The sequence below is a fragment of the Amycolatopsis sp. NPDC114503 genome (assembly GCF_055633655.1).
In genome coordinates, this window is record NZ_JBVKDT010000020.1 from 23,545 (window position 1) to 40,741 (window position 17,197).

14 protein-coding genes are annotated in these 17,197 nt (G+C 71.0%); 11 read left to right on the forward strand and 3 right to left on the reverse strand.

The genetic code is table 11. The features are described from left to right. The first annotated feature begins 100 nt into the window (after positions 1-100). The 6 genes from ACZ7OI_RS45850 (at position 101) to ACZ7OI_RS45875 (ending at position 6,116) form a co-directional block, all read left to right on the forward strand. A complete protein-coding gene (locus tag ACZ7OI_RS45850; RefSeq protein WP_470270393.1) occupies positions 101-1,159 on the forward strand; it encodes a ParA family protein in 1,059 nt (352 codons plus the stop codon). Then, entirely contained in the window at positions 1,156-1,572 is a 417-nt protein-coding gene (locus tag ACZ7OI_RS45855; RefSeq protein WP_470270394.1) for a cobyrinic acid a,c-diamide synthase, read from the forward strand. The genes ACZ7OI_RS45850 and ACZ7OI_RS45855 overlap by 4 nt, the downstream gene beginning before the upstream one ends. Then, positions 1,572-2,573: a segregation and condensation protein A gene (locus ACZ7OI_RS45860; protein ID WP_470270395.1), complete on the forward strand. Its 1,002-nt coding sequence runs from the start codon at positions 1,572-1,574 to the stop codon at positions 2,571-2,573. The genes ACZ7OI_RS45855 and ACZ7OI_RS45860 overlap by 1 nt, the downstream gene beginning before the upstream one ends. Then, on the forward strand, positions 2,570-3,385 hold the full coding sequence (gene scpB / locus ACZ7OI_RS45865; RefSeq protein WP_470270396.1) for an SMC-Scp complex subunit ScpB: 816 nt from the start codon (positions 2,570-2,572) through the stop codon (positions 3,383-3,385). Before ACZ7OI_RS45860 ends, scpB begins: the two co-directional genes overlap by 4 nt. After that, entirely contained in the window at positions 3,375-4,127 is a 753-nt protein-coding gene (locus ACZ7OI_RS45870) for a pseudouridine synthase (protein ID WP_182896874.1), read from the forward strand. Before scpB ends, ACZ7OI_RS45870 begins: the two co-directional genes overlap by 11 nt. 87 nt (positions 4,128-4,214) lie before the next feature. Continuing rightward, the gene (locus ACZ7OI_RS45875; RefSeq protein ID WP_470270397.1) at positions 4,215-6,116 is read left to right on the forward strand and encodes a Xaa-Pro dipeptidyl-peptidase; all 1,902 of its coding nucleotides are present in this window, start codon (positions 4,215-4,217) and stop codon (positions 6,114-6,116) included. A 289-nt stretch (positions 6,117-6,405) separates the two neighbouring features. On the opposite strand, the gene ACZ7OI_RS45880 is transcribed toward ACZ7OI_RS45875, so the two are convergent. From ACZ7OI_RS45880 to ACZ7OI_RS45890, 3 genes are read right to left on the reverse strand one after another with little or no spacing between them, the layout of a single operon-like run. After that, entirely contained in the window at positions 6,406-7,596 is a 1,191-nt protein-coding gene (locus ACZ7OI_RS45880; RefSeq protein WP_470270398.1) for a cation:proton antiporter, read from the reverse strand. Further along, positions 7,596-8,078: a cation:proton antiporter regulatory subunit gene (locus tag ACZ7OI_RS45885; protein ID WP_009079551.1), complete on the reverse strand. Its 483-nt coding sequence runs from the start codon at positions 8,076-8,078 to the stop codon at positions 7,596-7,598. Before ACZ7OI_RS45885 ends, ACZ7OI_RS45880 begins: the two co-directional genes overlap by 1 nt. A 36-nt stretch (positions 8,079-8,114) precedes the next feature. Further along, positions 8,115-8,483 carry a DUF4267 domain-containing protein gene (locus tag ACZ7OI_RS45890; protein ID WP_470270399.1) on the reverse strand — a complete coding sequence of 123 codons (369 nt, stop codon included), beginning with the start codon at positions 8,481-8,483 and terminating at the stop codon, positions 8,115-8,117. 196 nt (positions 8,484-8,679) lie between these two features. On the opposite strand from ACZ7OI_RS45890, the gene cmk reads away from it, so the two are divergent. The 5 genes from cmk (at position 8,680) to ACZ7OI_RS45915 (ending at position 17,194) form a co-directional block, all read left to right on the forward strand. After that, positions 8,680-9,405 carry a (d)CMP kinase gene (cmk, locus tag ACZ7OI_RS45895; protein WP_470270464.1) on the forward strand — a complete coding sequence of 242 codons (726 nt, stop codon included), beginning with the start codon at positions 8,680-8,682 and terminating at the stop codon, positions 9,403-9,405. Then, the gene (locus ACZ7OI_RS45900; protein WP_470270400.1) at positions 9,402-10,058 is read left to right on the forward strand and encodes a lysophospholipid acyltransferase family protein; all 657 of its coding nucleotides are present in this window, start codon (positions 9,402-9,404) and stop codon (positions 10,056-10,058) included. Before cmk ends, ACZ7OI_RS45900 begins: the two co-directional genes overlap by 4 nt. Before the next feature lie 16 nt (positions 10,059-10,074). Continuing rightward, entirely contained in the window at positions 10,075-11,595 is a 1,521-nt protein-coding gene (der, locus tag ACZ7OI_RS45905; protein ID WP_470270401.1) for a ribosome biogenesis GTPase Der, read from the forward strand. A gap of 273 nt (positions 11,596-11,868) precedes the next feature. Next, entirely contained in the window at positions 11,869-15,756 is a 3,888-nt protein-coding gene (locus ACZ7OI_RS45910) for a Pls/PosA family non-ribosomal peptide synthetase (RefSeq protein WP_470270402.1), read from the forward strand. Positions 15,757-15,838: 82 nt separating this feature from the next. Further along, positions 15,839-17,194, forward strand: coding sequence for a M1 family metallopeptidase (locus tag ACZ7OI_RS45915; protein ID WP_470270465.1), 1,356 nt, complete (start codon positions 15,839-15,841; stop codon positions 17,192-17,194). Positions 17,195-17,197 lie beyond the last annotated feature (3 nt).

Consider the following 17,197-nt stretch of genomic DNA (forward strand, 5'->3'; position numbering starts at 1 on the left):
GCGGTGACTCGGCCCGTGCGGCCCGGCGCGGCGCTTTGCCGGGGCTCCGGAAATCCGCATAGGCTGCCGGAGACCCCGCCGAACAAGGAGCTTTCGCGCCATGTCGACACCGACCCCGAACCAGCCGGAGGACCCGGCAGCGTCCGCCGGGCCAGCTGGGCCGGCAGTGTCCTCCGGGTCCGCTGGGTCCGCCGGGACCTCCGGTTCGGCCGCGGCGAACCTCGAGCACGCGCGGATCGCCACCCCGGCGGACCACGAGGGCGACGAGCCGGAACGGCCGCTGACCCGCGCCGAACGCGCCCGGATGCGGGCGAAAGAGCGCGCGGAGAGCGGGATCGGGCCGACCGGCCGCCCGCTGCGCGAGATCCCCGAGCCGCCGCCGCTGGAGCGCCACGGCCCGGCGAAGGTGCTCGCGATGTGCAACCAGAAGGGCGGGGTCGGCAAGACCACGTCCACGATCAACCTCGGGGCCGCGCTCGCCGAATGCGGCCGCCGCGTGCTGCTGGTCGACTTCGACCCGCAGGGCGCGCTGTCGGTCGGGCTCGGCATCCAGCCGCACGAACTGGACCAGACGGTCTACAACGTCATCATGGAGCGCTCGGTGCAGATCGAGGACGTGCTCCGCAAAACCCGCGTCGACGGCGTTGACCTGCTGCCGAGCAACATCGACCTGTCCGCGGCGGAGGTCCAGCTCGTCGCAGAGGTAGGGCGCGAGCACACGTTGTTACGGGTCCTTCGTCCGGTGATGAACGACTACGACTATGTTCTTGTCGACTGCCAGCCCTCGCTCGGCCTGTTGACGGTGAACGCATTGACCGCCGCGGACGGTGTGATCATCCCCCTGGAGTGCGAGTTCTTCAGTCTGCGAGGCGTCGCGCTCCTGATCGACACGATCGAGAAGGTGCAGGAACGCCTCAACCCCAAACTGGACATCACGGGGATTCTCGCCACGATGTACGACCCGAGAACCCTGCACTCGAAGGAGGTCATGGCTCGCGTGGTCGAGGCATTCGGCGACACCGTGTTCGACACGGTGATCAACCGCACCGTGCGGTTCCCCGAGACGACGGTCGCGGGCGAGCCCATCACGACCTGGGCCCCCAAATCCGCCGGCGCCGCGGCTTACCGCGCGCTGGCCCGCGAGGTGATCGCTCGGTGAGCAGGCGCGCTTCCCTGCCCGGAGCGTCGGAACTCTTCCGCCTCACCTCCAGCCCGGCGACCCCCGCGTTAGAACGCCCCTCCGTGCCCGCCCCGGCGGAACCGGTGGCCCCGCGCGGCAAGCCGAGCGCTCCGCCGGACACCGACCAGCTGGCCCGCAACGCGGCGCGCAGCGGATCCGGGCGCACCAAGCACGACGCGAAGATCACCGTCTACGTGTCCGGCGAGGAACTGCTCGCGATGGAGCAGGCCCGGCTGAACCTCCGCGCCAAGCACGATCTGGTCGTCGACCGCGGCAGGCTGGTCCGCGAGGCGGTCGCCGTGCTGCTCGCCGACTTCGACCAGCGCGGCGAGGAATCCGTGCTGGTGCAGCGATTGCGGTCCGGCGGCGAGGACGGCGGAACCGAGGGCTGATGGACGAACCGGCATCGGCCGAGCTGCCGGAGCCGGAAGCGGCAGCCACCGAAAGCACTGCGAGCTCCGAAAGCACGGGCGGCACAGAGGAATCCGGCTCCGCGGTCCCGGAAGTTCCGGAGGAGGCCGCCGCTGCGGCCGAGCACGAGACGGTGCACGGCGGCACCATCCCCGAGGGATACGCCGCCGCCGAGGAGAGCTCCTCGAAGTTCAAGGTGCGTCTGCAGAACTTCGAGGGCCCGTTCGACCTGCTGCTGCAGCTGATCTCGCAGCACCAGCTGGACGTCACCGAGGTCGCCCTGCACACGGTCACCGACGACTTCATCGCCTACACCCGCGCGCTCGGCCCGGACTGGAACCTCGACGAGACCACCGAGTTCCTGGTGATCGCGGCGACCCTGCTCGACCTCAAGGCCGCCCGGCTGCTGCCCGCGGCCGAGGTCGAGAACGAGGACGACCTGGCCCTGCTGGAAGCCCGCGACGTGCTGTTCGCGCGGATGCTGCAGTACCGCGCGTACAAGCAGGTCGCCGCGCTGTTCGGCGAGCTGGAAGAGGGCGCGCTGCGGCGGTATCCGCGATCGGTGGCGCTGGAGGAGCGCTACCTCGGGCTGCTGCCGGAGGTGATGCTGGGCGTCACGCCGGAGCGGTTCGCGGAGATCGCGGTCGCGGTGTTCCGGCCGAAGCCGCCGCCGCAGGTGTCGATCGCGCACATCCACATGGGACGCGTGTCCGTGCGCGAGCACGCCGCGCTGCTGCGGCTGAAGCTCGCCGAAGCCGGGCAGGCGACGTTCAAGGAACTGACCTCGGACTGCGAGCACACGGTCGAGATCGTGGCCCGGTTCCTCGCGCTGCTGGAGCTGTACCGCGAATCGTCGGTGCAGTTCGACCAGCTGGAGGCACTGGCGGACCTGCACGTCCGCTGGACCGGCGGCAGCGTGGCCGAGGCGTCCGTCGCCGCCGAGCACGACCGCGCGGCGGCCGATGAGGAGGAATACGGGTGAGCACCGAAGACGACCGCGCACCGGTCGAACAGGCTGCGGAGACTGAGCCGGAAACCGCGCCGCAGCCGGAAAACGAGGCCGAGGCGGAGCCCGTTGACGCCGTCGAGCCGGAACCCGCGCCGGAGGCCGAAGCCGCGGAGCCGGCCGAAACTGAGCCGGAGCCCGCTGAAGCCGAACCGGAATCCGCCGAAGCCGGAGCCGCACCGGAACCCGAAGCGGCGGAACCAGACGACGAAGGCCTGGTCGCCGTCGACAGCGGCCTGCCGAGTGTCGAGTCGGACGAGGCGCTCGAAGCCGCCCTCGAGGCTCTGCTGCTCGTCGTGGATTCGCCGATCGCGGAGGATTCCCTCGCCGAAACGCTGCAGCAGCCGGTCGCCAGGGTGACCGTCGCGCTGCGGACGATGGCGCAGAAGTTCACCGAGCGGGCCAGCGGGATCGACCTGCGGCGCGTGGGCGAAGGGTGGCGGTTCTACACTAGGGACACCTACGCCCCGTTCGTGGAGAAGCTCCTGCTGGACGGCCAGCGGTCGAAGCTGACCAGGGCCGCGCTGGAGAGCCTCGCCGTGATCGCGTACCGGCAGCCGGTCACCCGTGCCCGGATCGCCGCGGTGCGCGGGGTGAACGTGGACGGCGTGATCCGGACCCTGCTGGCGCGGGGGCTCATCGAGGAGATGGGCACCGACCCGGAGACCACGGGCACGCTGTACGTGACGACCGAGCTGTTCCTGGAGCGACTGGGGCTGTCGTCGCTGAACGACCTTCCCCCGATCGCTCCGCTGCTACCCGAAGTGGACACCATCGATGACATCTGACGAACACCCCGACGGCATCCGCCTGCAGAAGGTCCTGTCGCAGGCCGGCGTGGCGTCGCGCCGGGCGGCCGAGGACCTGATCGCGGCCGGCCGCGTGGAGGTGGACGGCGAGGTCGTCACCGAGCTGGGCCGCCGCGTGCACCCGGACGAGGCGGTGATCCACGTCGACGGCACGCGGGTCAACCTCCGCGACGACCTCGTGTACCTCGCGTTCAACAAGCCCAAGGGCGTGCACTCCACGATGTCGGACGACCGCGGCCGCCCGTGCGTCGGCGACTACCTGCGCGGCCGGTGGGAGGAGACCCCGGGCGTCGTGCACGTCGGGCGGCTCGACGAGAACACCGAGGGCCTGCTGCTGCTGACCAACGACGGCGACCTCGGGCACCGGCTGATGCACCCGTCGTACCGGGTGCTCAAGACCTATTTCGCGGAGGTCGAGGGCCTGGTGCCGCGCGGGCTGGGCAAGGAGCTGCGCGCGGGCTGGGAGCTGCCGGACGGGATCGTCAAGGTCGACCAGTTCCGGGTCAAGGACATGCATTCCGGCCGGAGCATGATCGAGCTGGTGATCCACGAGGGCCGCAAGCACATCGTGCGCAGGCTGATGGCGGCCACCGGGCATCCGGTCCGCAAGCTCGTGCGGACCGCGGTCGGCGACGTGCAGCTGGGCAACCAGCGCCAGGGCACGATCCGCAGGCTCAACCGCGGCGAGGTCGGCACGCTGTACCGCACCGTGGGACTCTGACCGGTTCCCCACTTTCGGCCCTGCTGCGGGGCTTGCCCGCCCGGTTGAGTTGTCGGGACCCGACGACGACGCTGGAGGGCGACGGGAATGCGTGTGCTGACAGGGCTGTGCGCCGCCGCGGTGCTGGCCGCGGGAGTGGTGGTGCCGGCGGCCGCGACGGCCGCACCGGCGAGAACCGCGACGGAACCGCAGTACGACTACGCCGGGGCGATCCGCGAGACAGTGTGGGTCGACCTCGGCCGGGACGGCGACGGGGACGGCGTCCCGGACCGGGTCGCCGCGGACATCGTGCGGCCGAAGGAACCGGCCGAGGCGGGCAAGAAGATCCCGGTGATCATGGACGCCAGCCCGTACTACTCCTCGGTGGGGCGCGGCAACGAAACCCAGTTCAAGACGTACGACGCGCAGGGCCGCCCGGTCGGTTTCCCGCTGTTCTACGACAACTACTTCGTGCCGCGCGGATACGCGACGGTGCTCGTGGACCTGGCGGGCACCAACCGGTCGACCGGGTGTGTCGACGTCGGCGGCAACTCGGACGTCCAGTCGGCCAAGAAGGTCGTCGACTGGCTCAACGGCCGCGCGACCGGCTACACCGCGAAAACCGGCGGCACGAAGATGTCGGCGGGCTGGAGCGACGGCGGCGTCGGCATGATCGGCAAGTCCTACGACGGCACCATTGCGAATGGCGTCGCCTCGACCGGCGTCGAGGGGCTCAAGACGATTGTGCCGATCTCCGCGATCAGCTCCTGGTACGACTACTACCGCTCGGACGGCGCCTCGTTCGGCTTCAACCCGGACGGCCTCGCGCAGACTGTCGAGCGCCGCAACGGCGGCCAGGATTGCTCGGCGCAGAACCGGAAACTCGCCGAGGGCGCGACCGAGAACGGCGACTACGGTCCGCTGTGGGCGGAGCGCGACTACGTGGCGAACGCGAAGAACGTGCGCGCCAGCGTGTTCATCTCGCACGGCGTCAACGACCTGAACGTCATGCCGATCAACTACGGCCAATGGTGGGACGCGCTCGCCGCGAAGGGCGTGCAGCGCAAGATCTGGCTCGCCCAGACCGGCCACGTCGACCCGTTCGACTACCGCCGCACCGAGTGGGTCGACACCCTGCACCGGTGGTTCGACCACTACCTGATGGGCATCGACAACGGCATCGAGAAGGAACCGCAGGCGACTGTCGAGCGCCAGCCGGACCAGTGGGCGAACGAAGCGACCTACCCGGCTCCGGGCACGAAGGCCACGGTCCTGCGCCCGCAGCCGGGCCGTACGCCAGGCGTCGGCACGCTCGGCACCGCAGGCAGCCGGGGCACCGCGTCGTTCACCGACAACCCGCAGGTGGGGGAGAACGAGTGGGCGGCGAACCCGTCGGCCACGTCGGCGAACCGCGTTCTCTACAGCACCGCCGCGCTCACCTCGCCGGTGCAGGTCTCGGGCACCTCGTCGATCACCGTGACAGCCACGCCGAGCACCTCGACCGCGCGCTTGTCGGCGACGCTGGTGGACTACGGCCCGGCGACGATCCGCAACTTCTCGGGCCCCGGCGAGGGAATCGTGACCGGCACGGACCGCACGTGCTGGGGTTCGAGCACCGACGGCGACAGCGCTTGCTACAAGGTGACCAGCGCGGACACGAAGAAGGTGGACTACACGATCATCAGCCGAGGCTGGGCGGACCTGGCGAACTACCAGTCCCTGAGCCGCGAAGCGCGGCTCACGCCAGGCAAGGCGTACACGATGACGTTCCGCCTAGCGAGCACGGACCACATCGTCCCCGCCGGACACCGGCTGGCACTGGTGATCGGCGGAACGGACAACGGTTTCGTCACCGCCCCCGCGAACCCGCCGAAGCTGACCATCGACCTGGCCAAAACCTCGGCCCAGGTCCCACTGGCAGGCACGATCCCCGCGCGCCCGTGGACTGAATCCGTCCCCGCCGCTCCGCTGGCGCACGTCCCCGCCGCCGCACGCTTCGACCTGCGCTGACAAAGGTCTGTGAGGGGAACCCTGAGGAACTCTGATTCCCCCAGGGTTCCCCTCACAGACGTCAGCCGGTCGTGAGGGACCCCTTCACGGACTTAGATTCCCTCAAGGGCCCCTTCACGGACCACCACAGCACCCGCGGCCGATGCACCCAGCCCCACCCGCAAAAACCGCAGCCGATGCACCCAACGATCGAGGCACCCAGCCCCTCCCTCGCACCCCCGAACCGTCAGCACAATCAAGCTTCGGGGTGCCCCACGCAACGCTAGTCGCGAGGCAAAACCGCCACCGCCTAACCAGCAGCAACAGTCTCCTTACCCGCGACCTTCCGCTGCAACGCCTTAGCGATCGGCTCCACCACCCGAGCCGCAGTAGGCCCAAGAATCGCCATCAACAACACATAAGCCGTCGCCAACGCGGCCAACTCGCCGTCGACAGCACCAGCAGCAACCGCCAACCCAGCGATAACGATCGAAAACTCCCCCCGAGCAACCAAAGCCGCCCCAGCCCGAGCCCGGCCCAACCGCCCGATCTTCTGCCGCCGAGCAGCCCACCACCCGGTAGCCACCTTCGTCAGCGTCGTCACCACAGCAAGCACCGCAGCCCACCCGAGCACCGGCGGAATAGACGCCGGATTCGTGTTCAACCCGAACACCACAAAGAACATCGCCGCAAAGAGATCCCGCAACGGCTCCAGCAACCGAGTCGCGTTATGCGCGGTAGATCCGGACACCGCGATCCCCAACAAGAACGCCCCCACCGCAGCAGACACCTGCAGCGCCGACGCAAGCCCAGCCACCAGCAAGGCAGCACCAAGGATCTTGAGCAGAAAAACTTCCCGATCGCCACTGTCCACCAGCGCCGACACATACCGCCCGAACTTCAGCGCGATCACCAGCACCACAGTGATCACCAGCAGCGAAATCCCGACCGCCTCGAGCCCGCCGAGCAGGCTCACGCCGCCCAGGATCGCGGTCAGAATAGGCAAATACAACGCCATCACGAGGTCCTCGAACACGAGGATCGACAGCACCACCGGCGTCTCGCGGTTGCCCAGCCGTCCCAAATCGCCGAGAACCTTCGCGATGATCCCGGACGACGAGATGTACGTGACGCCCGCCATGACGAACGCGCCGATCGGGCCCCAGCCCAGGATCAGCGCGACCGCCGCGCCGGGGGCGGCGTTGAGCACGATGTCCACCAGGCCCGCGGTCCACGACCGCCGCATGCCGGTGAACAGTTCGGCCGCGGAGTACTCCAGGCCGAGCAGCAAAAGCAGCAGCACCACGCCGATTTCGCTGGCGAGGTGGGCGAAATCGCCGATGTCGGCGAGCGGGATCAGGCCGCCGGAGCCGAAGCACAGGCCGCCGAGGAGGTACAGGGGGATGGGGGAGAGGCCGATCCGGCCGGCGAGCCTGCCGAGCGCGCCGAGCACGAAGAAGACCGCGCCGAGTTCGATCAGCGAAAGAGCGGTGTGGTCCATCAGCCGTGCTTGAGGATCTTGGCGGCGGCTTCCAGGCCCTCGGACGTGCCGACCACGACGAGCAGGTCGCCTGCGGTGAAGAGGAAGTCCGGCGTCGGCGACGGGTGCACCTGGCCGGCCCGCATCACCGCGACGATCGAGACGCTGGTGCGCGTGCGCATCGCGGTGTCGCCGAGCGAACGGCCGTCGAACGGGCTGTCCGCGGTGATCGGCAGCTGCTTCGTGTTGATGCCCGGCAGTTCGCGGTGCTCCTCGTTCAGCTGCGCCACCAGCTGCGGCGCGCCCAGCAGGTTCGAGAGCGCGCCCGCCTCGTCGGCGGTCAGCGGCAGCGACGCAAGGCAGGCGTCCGGATCGTCCGATTTGGAGACGATCAGCTCGATCTTGCCGTCCCGCTGGGTGACGACGCCGATGCGACGTCCCGCGCGGGTGGCGAAGTCCTTGCGGACACCGATTCCGGGAAGAGGGGTGACTTCGACGTTCACGTCAGCCACGGTAACTCATTGTCCGATTCGCGGAGTTCAGCCCAGCAGGAACAGAACCGCCGTGCCGGCCATGAACGCGGCGGTCGCGCCGTGCACGCCGTAGGCCATTCCCTTCTTCCCCTTGTGCCGCAGGATGATCAGCATGTCGCAGGCCGGCATGACGGTCGCGGCCAGCAGCAGCCAGCCGACCAGCTGCGGGCTGCCCGTCAGCATCGCGACGCCGAGGATCAGCCCGGTGCCGAGGTCGCGGTCGCCCTTGATCTCGAAGAACGCCGTCGATCCGGTCGGGATCTCCCGCAGGCCGAACGTCGCGGCGGTCTTCGCCGGGGCGAAGAGGTAGGTGAAGCCGACGTAGATGATGCCGAGGACGGGGATGGCGGCGAGGACGTAAGCGGCGATCAGCATGGGGACCCTCCGGAGGAGTTAGCAGCGCTAGGAACAAGTGCAACGCTAACTTAGCGACGCTAGCTTGTCTAGCACTGCCTGAACTTGCGCCGCGGACACCGCCTGAAGTGCCGAGACCGGCTACCGGCAGAATGAACCGGACTGGGTGTGCGGGACGAACGTGAGGAGAACATCGGTGACGGGAGCCCTACGTGGGGTGGTCGCGCTGGACGGCCCGTCGGGAACCGGCAAGACCACGGTCGCGCGCAAGCTCGCCCGGCGGCTGAGCGCCCGCTACCTCGACACCGGAGCGATGTACCGCGTCGTCACGCTGGCCGTGCTGCGGGCCGGGGTCGACCTCGCCGACGACCACGCGATCGGCGCGCTCGCGCACGACGTCGACTTCGCGCTCGGCACCGACCCGGAACGGCCGGACGTCCGGCTGCGCGGCGAGGACGTGGCCGCCGAGATCCGCGGCCCCGAGGTGACCGGCGCGGTGTCGCCGGTGTCGGCCGTGCCGCAGGTGCGCGAGGTGCTCGTCGCCCGCCAGCGCCGGATCATCGCCGACGCGATCGAGGACGAAGGCGGGATCGTCGTGGAGGGCCGCGACATCGGCACCACTGTCGCGCCGGACTCGCCGCTCAAGATCTACCTCACCGCCTCGGCCGAGGTCCGCGCCGCGCGGCGGAACACCCAGGACTCCGCGGCGGGCCGGGCCTCGAGCGTCGAGTCCGCCCGCGAATCGGTGGAGCGCCGCGACCGGATCGACTCCACCCGCGCCGCCTCGCCGCTGCGCGCGGCCGGGGACGCGGTCCAGGTGGACACCTCGGAGCTGACGATCGACCAGGTGATCGTCGCGCTGGCCGAACTCGCCCGCGGACGGGGACTGCTGGGCGACTGCCCGGCCGAACCGGCCGCCGCCGAGGCGGGGGTCAGCCGGTGAGCGGCGCCCTCCCCGAGGGGGCGAACGGCCTCCTGCACGACATCGGCCGGATCTCCGGCCGGTATTATCTGCGTCCGGCGTTCCGGATCCGGGTGCACGGCCGCGACCGGGTGCCCGCCGACGGGCCCCTCGTGGTGATCTCGAACCACAGCTCGAACGTCGATCCGCAGCTCGTGATCGGAATGCTTCCGCGGCGCAGCGCGTTCTTGGCCAAGGCCGAGCTGTTCACCGGGATCGGAGGCCGGTTCCTGCGGGCGATCGGCCAGATCCCGGTCCGCCGGGGCGAGATCGACCGGACGCCGCTGACCACGGCGGTCGGGGTGCTCAAGGCGGGCGGGGCGGTCGGGATCTTCCCGGAGGGCACTCGCGGCGAGGGCGATGTCGGGGCGGCCGAACGCGGCGCGGCGTGGCTCGTGCGCGCTTCGGGAGCCACCGTGCTGCCGATCGCGATCCGCGGGACGCGCAAGCCCGCCGACGGCAAGCGCCGCTGGCGCCCGCGCGTGGACCTCCTCTTCGGGGAGCCGTTCGCGATGAAGGTCGGTCCGGGCCGCAAGGGCCTGGACCAGGGCACCGAAGAGCTCCGCGCGCAGCTCGCGGCGCTCGTGCAGTCTTTGGACGATTGGCGCGGCGAACACGGGTTCGCCACGCCGTAGGTGAAGTTGGGAAACGATGACAGGGTTTGACGCCGCCTCCGCGGGAGGAAGCACGTCGGCGGGGTTTGACGCCGCCGACAGTGCGGTGGACGGTCTCGGCGAGGTCGACGGAAGCTGGTCCGACGAGTCCGAGTTCGCCGCGCTCGACGCGAAGATCGAGGCCGAGGAGGCCGACGGCCGGGCGGCCGCCGCGCAGCCGGTGCTCGCCGTGGTCGGCAGGCCGAACGTGGGCAAGTCCACGCTGGTCAACCGCATCCTCGGCCGCCGGGAGGCGGTCGTGCAGGACGTGCCGGGCGTGACGCGCGACCGCGTCGCCTACGACGCGTTCTGGGCCGGTCGCCGGTTCACGCTCGTCGACACCGGCGGCTGGGAGCCCGACGCCACCGGCCTGCAGGCCTCGGTCGCGGTGCAGGCCGAGATGGCCATGCAGACCGCGGACGCGGTGCTGCTGGTGGTCGACGCGACGGTCGGGGCCACGGCCACCGACGAGGCCGTCGCGCGCGTGCTGCGCCGTTCGAAGAAGCCGGTGCTGCTGGCCGCGAACAAGGTGGACGACGACCGGCTGCTGGCCGACACCGCCTCGCTGTGGTCGCTGGGCCTCGGCGAGCCGCACCCGGTCAGCGCGCTGCACGGGCGCAGCTCGGGCGACCTGCTCGACGCCATCATGGCCGCGCTGCCCGAGGCGCCGCGCGAAGCCGGCGCGGTGACCGCCGGGCCGCGCCGCGTCGCGCTGGTCGGCAAGCCGAACGTCGGCAAGTCCAGCCTGCTCAACCGGCTTTCCGGCGAGGAGCGCTCGGTGGTCGACTCGGTCGCGGGCACCACGGTCGACCCGGTCGACTCGCTGGTCGAGCTGGACGGCGAGGTCTGGCGGTTCGTGGACACCGCGGGCCTGCGCAAGCGCGTCAACTTCGCCGACGGCGCGGAGTACTACGCCTCGCTGCGCACCAAGACCGCGATCGACGCGGCCGAGGTCGCGCTCGTGCTGCTGGACGCCTCGGAACCGCTGTCCGAACAGGACCTGCGGGTGCTGACGATGGTGGTCGAGGCGGGCCGCGCGTGCGTGCTCGTGTTCAACAAATGGGACCTGGTCGACGAGGACCGCCGGTACGCCATGGTGCGCGAGCTGGACCGCGGCCTCGTGCGGGTGCCGTGGGCGGAGAAGGTCAACGTCTCCGCGCTCACCGGGCGCGCGGTGCGCAAGCTCGCGCCCGCCCTGCGCACGGCGCTGTCGTCGTGGGACCAGCGTGTGTCGACCGGTCAGCTCAACGGCTGGCTGTCCGACCTCGTCGCGGCCACGCCGCCGCCGGTGCGCGGCGGCAAGCAGCCGAAGGTGCTGTTCGCGACGCAAGCGGGCATCCGTCCGCCGACGCTGGTGCTGTTCACCACCGGGTTCCTCGAGGCGGGCTACCGCCGGTTCATCGAGCGGAAATTCCGCGAGCAGTTCGGCTTCGCGGGAAGTCCCGTCCGGGTGAATGTGCGCGTCCGCGAAAAGAAGCAGAAGCCCAAGGCGGGCGGAAAAGCGGCTCGCAACCGCTGATTTCTTTCCCGGCCAGGGAATTCCCGGCGAATCCGATTCCCGGGGATTCCCTGGCCGGACCTGCCTGCGGTGACGTCCGACACGCGGCCGTTACCCAGACGCGACCTGGGCTTGAATACCGCGTAAGGTGGACGGTCGCTACGGGCGCCTCATTCGGACGGCAAGCCCGAATGACGCTCGCGAAAGGTGAGTGATGGGCTTGCGCGCCCAGAGTTCGATCCTGTTCACGTCGTTCCGGAATACCGGAGCGCGCCCGGCCGCCGAGGTGGCCCGGTGACGCTGACCGCCGATTCCGGCAGCACCGAAGCCCTGACTCTCGCCGTCGAGGCCGCGCTCTCGCCCGCTCTGTTCGAGACCGCCGCCCCGGCCGCCGAGCGCACCCTCCTGGACATCCTCACCGCCACCGCGGAGAAGCACCCGAACGCCGCGGCGCTCGACGACGGCACCGGCCCGCTGAGCTACCGCCGGCTCAGGGAAGAGATCGACTCCTACGCCCGCAAGCTGCGCGAGCACGGCGTCGGCCTCGGCGACCGCGTCGGCATCCGGATCTCCTCCGGCAGTGCCGAGCTGTACATCGCGATCCTGGCGACGCTGTCGGTCGGCGCGGCGTACGTGCCGGTCGATGCGGACGACCCCGACGAGCGCGCCGAGCTGGTGTTCGGCGAGGCGGGCGTCGCCGCGATCGCGACGGATGGCGAGATCACCGTCGCCGGGACCCCGAACGGCCGCGAAGGCCGTCCCGGCCCGGCCGACGATGCGTGGATCATCTTCACCTCCGGCTCCACCGGCAAGCCGAAGGGCGTCGCGGTCACGCACGCCTCGGCGGCGGCTTTCGTGGACGCCGAGGCACAGCTTTTCCTGACCGACGAACCGATCGGCCCCGGAGACCGGGTGCTGGCCGGGCTGAGCGTCGCGTTCGACGCCTCCTGCGAAGAGATGTGGCTGGCCTGGCGGCACGGCGCCTGCCTGGTGCCCGCGCCGCGCGCGCTGGTGCGCACCGGCGTCGACCTCGGCCCGTGGCTCGTCGCGCAAGGCATCACTGTCGTGTCGACGGTGCCGACGCTGGCCGCGCTGTGGCCGGCGGACGCGCTGGAAGACGTGCGCCTGCTCATCTTCGGCGGCGAAGCCTGCCCGCCCGAGCTGGCCGAGCGCGTGGCCGTCGAAGGCCGCGAAGTGTGGAACACCTACGGCCCCACTGAGGCGACCGTCGTCGCCTGCGCCGCGCAGATGACCGGCGAGGGCCCGGTGCGGATCGGCCTACCGCTGGTCGGCTGGCAGCTCGTCGTGGTCAACGAAGAGGGCGAGCCGGTCGCCATGGGCGAGACCGGCGAGCTGGTCATCGGCGGCGCCGGGCTGGCCCGGTACCTCGACGCGGAGAAGGACGCGCAGAAGTTCGCGCCGCTGCCGTCGATGGGCTGGGAGCGCGCCTACCGCAGCGGCGACATGGTCCGCGCGGAGCCGGAAGGCCTGCTGTTCCTCGGCAGGCTGGACGAGCAGATCAAGCTCGGCGGACGCCGGATCGAGCTGGGCGAGGTCGACGCGGCGCTGCAGGCGCTGCCCGGCGTGCGCGGCGCGGCCGCGGCCGTCCGCCGCACCAAGGCGGGCAATCAGGTCCTGGTCGGGTACATCGTCCCCGAGGACGGCGAAACTCTCGACACCGACGACGCCGCGACCCGGCTGCGCGCGCAGCTGCCCGCCGCGCTGGTGCCGCTGCTCGCGACGATCGAGGACCTGCCGACCCGCACGTCCGGCAAGGTCGACCGCGCCGCGCTGCCGTGGCCGCTGTCCACTGTGGACGCGAGCGCGGCCGGGCTGTCGCCCACCGAGGCGTGGCTGGCCGAAGGCTGGAGCGAGATCCTCGGCGTGTCGGTGAGCAACGCCGGCGCCGACTTCTTCACCAACGGCGGCGGCAGCCTCACCGCGGCGCAGCTCATCGCGCGCATCCGCACCCGCCACCCCGAGGTGTCGGTCAGCGACATCTACCAGCACCCGAAGCTCGGCGCGCTGGCCGCGAAGCTGGACGCGCTCCGCGGCGAGGAGACCGAGCGCCGCGAGATCGCGCCGACGCCGCGCCGCGCCGGGCTCGTGCAGTCGCTGCTGATGGTGCCGCTGATGGGCCTCGTCGGGCTGCGCTGGACCACGCTGGCCGCCGCCTGCTCGAACGTGCTGGCGCTGCTGGGCGTTTCCTGGGCGCCGACGCTGAACTGGGCGTGGCTGGTCCTCGCCTGGCTCGTGCTGTTCACCCCGGCGGGCCGGATCGCCATCGCCGCGGGCGGTGCGCGCGTGCTGCTGTCCGGGGTGCGCCCGGGCACCTACCCGCGCGGCGGCAGTGTCCACTTGCGACTGTGGACCGCCGAGAAGCTGGCCGAGTTCAGCGGTGCGGACAGCGTCGCCGGAGCGTCGTGGATGACCACGTACGCGAAGGCGCTGGGCGCGCGCATCGGCAAGGACGTCGACCTGCACTCGCCGCCGCCGGTCACCGGTTTCCTCAAGCTGGGCCGCGGCGCCGCGGTGGAGCCCGAGGTCGATCTGTCCGGCCACTGGGTGGACGGCGACGTCGTGCACATCGGCAAGATGCGGATCGGGGCCGAGGCCCGGGTCGGCGCGCGCAGCACGCTGTTCCCCGGCGCCCGGATCGGCAAGGGCTCGGAGATCGCCGCCGGTTCGACCGTGCGCGGCGCGGTCCCGGCGGGCCAGCGCTGGGCCGGTTCGCCCGCGGTGCGCTCGGACGTCAAGGACGCGCTGAAGTGGCCGTCGAGCCGCCCGCCGCGGTCGCGGTTCTGGGCGTCGGTGTACGGCGTCACCTCGGTGTTCCTCGGGCTGCTGCCCGGGATCGCCGCGCTGCCCGGTGTCGCGGTGATCGGTTACGCGATCGCCGGCACCTCTGATGTGAGCGCCGCGCTCGGCCAGGCGCTGCTGTTCGTGCCGGTCGCGACCGTCGCTTACTTCCTGACCTACGCGCTGCTCGTGCTGGCCGGTGTCCGTGCGCTCGGCGTCGGCATGGTCGAGGGGTACCACCCGGTGCACGGCCGCGTCGCGTGGCAGGTCTGGGCCACCGAGCGGCTGATGGGGATGGCCCGCGAAGGCCTGTTCCCGTTGTACGCCAGCCTGTTCACGCCGGTGTGGCTGCGGTTGCTCGGCGCGAAGGTCGGCCGCAACGTGGAGGCGTCCACCGTCCTCGCGCTGCCGAAGATGACCAAAGTGGACAGTGGCGCGTTCCTGGCCGACGACACCATGGTCGCCACCTACGAACTCGGCCACGGCTGGCTGCACGCCGCCCCGGCGCGGATCGGCAAGCAGGCGTTCCTCGGCAACTCGGGGATGACCGCGCCGGGCCGTTCGGTGCCGAAGCGCGGGCTGGTCGGGGTGCTGTCCTCGACGCCGGCGAAGGCGAAGAAGGGCTCCTCGTACCTGGGCATGCCGCCGCTGCCGGTGCGCCGCGCGGTGGGGGAGAGCGACACCAGCCGCACGTACACGCCGCCGCTGCACCTCAAGGCGGCCCGCGCGCTGGTCGAGCTGTGCCGGATCCTGCCGGTGATGTGCGCGGTCGCGCTGACCGTCGGCGTCGCGTTCGCGCTGCTGGCGCTGGCGGCGTGGGGCGGCTTCTGGGCCGCCGCGCTGCTGGCCGGGCCGGTGCTGCTGGCCGCCGGGATCGTCGCGGCGCTCACCGCGACCGCGGCGAAGTGGCTGCTGGTCGGCAAGTTCCGCGAGATCGACCACCCGCTGTGGAGTTCGTTCGTGTGGCGCAACGAACTGGCCGACACGTTCGTCGAGGCGCTCGCGGTGCCGTGGCTGATCGGGTCGCTCGGCGGCACGCCGCTGCTGCCCGCGTGGCTGCGCACGATGGGCGTCAAGATCGGCCGCGGCGTGTGGCTCGACACCTACTGGCTGCCCGAGTCCGACCTGGTCGCACTGGGCGACGGCGCGACGATCAACCGCGGCTGCGTGGTCCAGACGCACCTGTTCCACGACCGGATCATGACCATGTCGCGGGTGACGCTCGAAGAGGGCGCGACGCTCGGCCCGCACGGGATCGTGCTGCCGGGCGCGAGCATCGGCGCGCGCACCACGGTGGGCCCGGGCTCGCTCGTGACGCGCGGCGACGCGGTCCCCGCGGACTCGCGCTGGCTCGGCAATCCGATCTCGGCCTGGCGGCGGTGAGGGCACGACCGTTGCGGGACCCGTCGCGGCGCCTCATCCTGGAAAAGATCACGGCGGCGGGCGAAGGCGGGTTTCGGTGCGGGTGAACGGGAAAGCGGCCGCGCCCGGAGCGGAGACCTCGGGCGACGGGTACCTCCCCGCGCACGGGAACGGCGGCTACCGGGTCCGGCACTACGACCTCGATCTCGATTACCGCATCGGGCCGAACCGGCTGTCCGCCACCGCGGTGCTGACCTGTGAGGCCACCCAGGCGCTTTCGCGGCTGACGCTCGACTTCGGTGAGTTCCGGGTGTCGCGTGTGCTGGTGGAGGGCAAACCGGCCAAGTACGTGCGGCGTGGGCTGAAACTGCAGGTCAAACCGGCGCGGTCGGTGCCCGCCGGCACTGAGTTCGAGGTGGAGATCCGCTACGCGGGCAACCCTCGCCCGGTGGCCAGCCGATGGGGTGACATCGGCTGGGACGAACTGACCGACGGCGCGCTGGTGGCGAGCCAGCCGGTGGGCGCGCCGTCGTGGTTCCCGTGCAACGATCATCCGGCGGACAAGGCGAGCTACCGGATCGCGGTGGCCACGTCGTCGCCGTATCTCGTTGCGGCGACGGGAAATCTCGTGTCGCGCTACCAGTCGGCGAGCACCACGAAGTGGGTGTTCGAAAGGCCGGAGCCGACCTCGACGTACCTGATGAGCGTCCAGATCGGCCGCTACGAGGACCTCGAACTGTCCGGCGGCGCCTGGGTTCCGGAGCTCACCGCCGACCGTCCGGGCGGCGTCGTGCAACGGGCCGCCGTGCCGCCCCGGCTGCGGCGGGCGTTCGCGCGGGACTTCGGCCGCCAGGGCCGGATGATGGACGCGCTGGAGGACTGGTTCGGTCCGTACCCGTTCGGCGAGTACGTGGTGGTCGTGACCGACGACGACCTCGACGACCCGATCGAAGCGCAGGGGATGGCGATCTTCGGCGCCAACCACGTGGACGGCAAGCGCACCCACGAGCGTCTCGTGGTGCACGAACTGGCGCACCAGTGGTTCGGCAACAGCCTGACTGTGGCGGACTGGCAGCACATTTGGCTCAACGAAGGCTTCGCCACCTACACCGAGTGGCTGTGGTCGGAGCAGTCCGGCGGCGAATCGGCGGAAGTGTTGGCCCGGGCGTGGTACGCGCGGGTGCGGGCCAAGCCGGCGGACGTGACGATCGGTGATCCCGGCGTGGCGCGGATGTTCGACGAGCGGGTGTACAAGCGCGGCGGGCTGACATTGCACGCGCTGCGCGGGGAGATCGGCGATCCGGCGTTTTTCGCGCTGGTGAAGGCGTGGGCGGTGGAGAACCGGCATGCCGCGGTGACGACGGAGCAGTTCGTGTCGCTGGCGGAGTCCTATGCGGGGCGGTCTTTGCGGGGGTTTTTCGCTGCTTGGCTGGAGCGGGTGGAGTTGCCGCCGCTCTGAGTC

Excerpts from the sequence above, each read along its gene's own strand:
- ACZ7OI_RS45850 (WP_470270393.1), top strand. The coding sequence starts at position 101 with ATGTCGACACCGACCCCGAACCAGCCGGAGGACCCGGCAGCGTCCGCC.
- ACZ7OI_RS45860 (WP_470270395.1), top strand. The coding sequence starts at position 1,572 with ATGGACGAACCGGCATCGGCCGAGCTGCCGGAGCCGGAAGCGGCAGCC.
- ACZ7OI_RS45870 (WP_182896874.1), top strand. The coding sequence starts at position 3,375 with ATGACATCTGACGAACACCCCGACGGCATCCGCCTGCAGAAGGTCCTG.
- ACZ7OI_RS45875 (WP_470270397.1), top strand. The coding sequence starts at position 4,215 with ATGCGTGTGCTGACAGGGCTGTGCGCCGCCGCGGTGCTGGCCGCGGGA.
- ACZ7OI_RS45880 (WP_470270398.1), bottom strand. The coding sequence starts at position 7,596 with ATGGACCACACCGCTCTTTCGCTGATCGAACTCGGCGCGGTCTTCTTC.
- ACZ7OI_RS45890 (WP_470270399.1), bottom strand. The coding sequence starts at position 8,483 with ATGCTGATCGCCGCTTACGTCCTCGCCGCCATCCCCGTCCTCGGCATC.
- der (WP_470270401.1), top strand. The coding sequence starts at position 10,075 with ATGACAGGGTTTGACGCCGCCTCCGCGGGAGGAAGCACGTCGGCGGGG.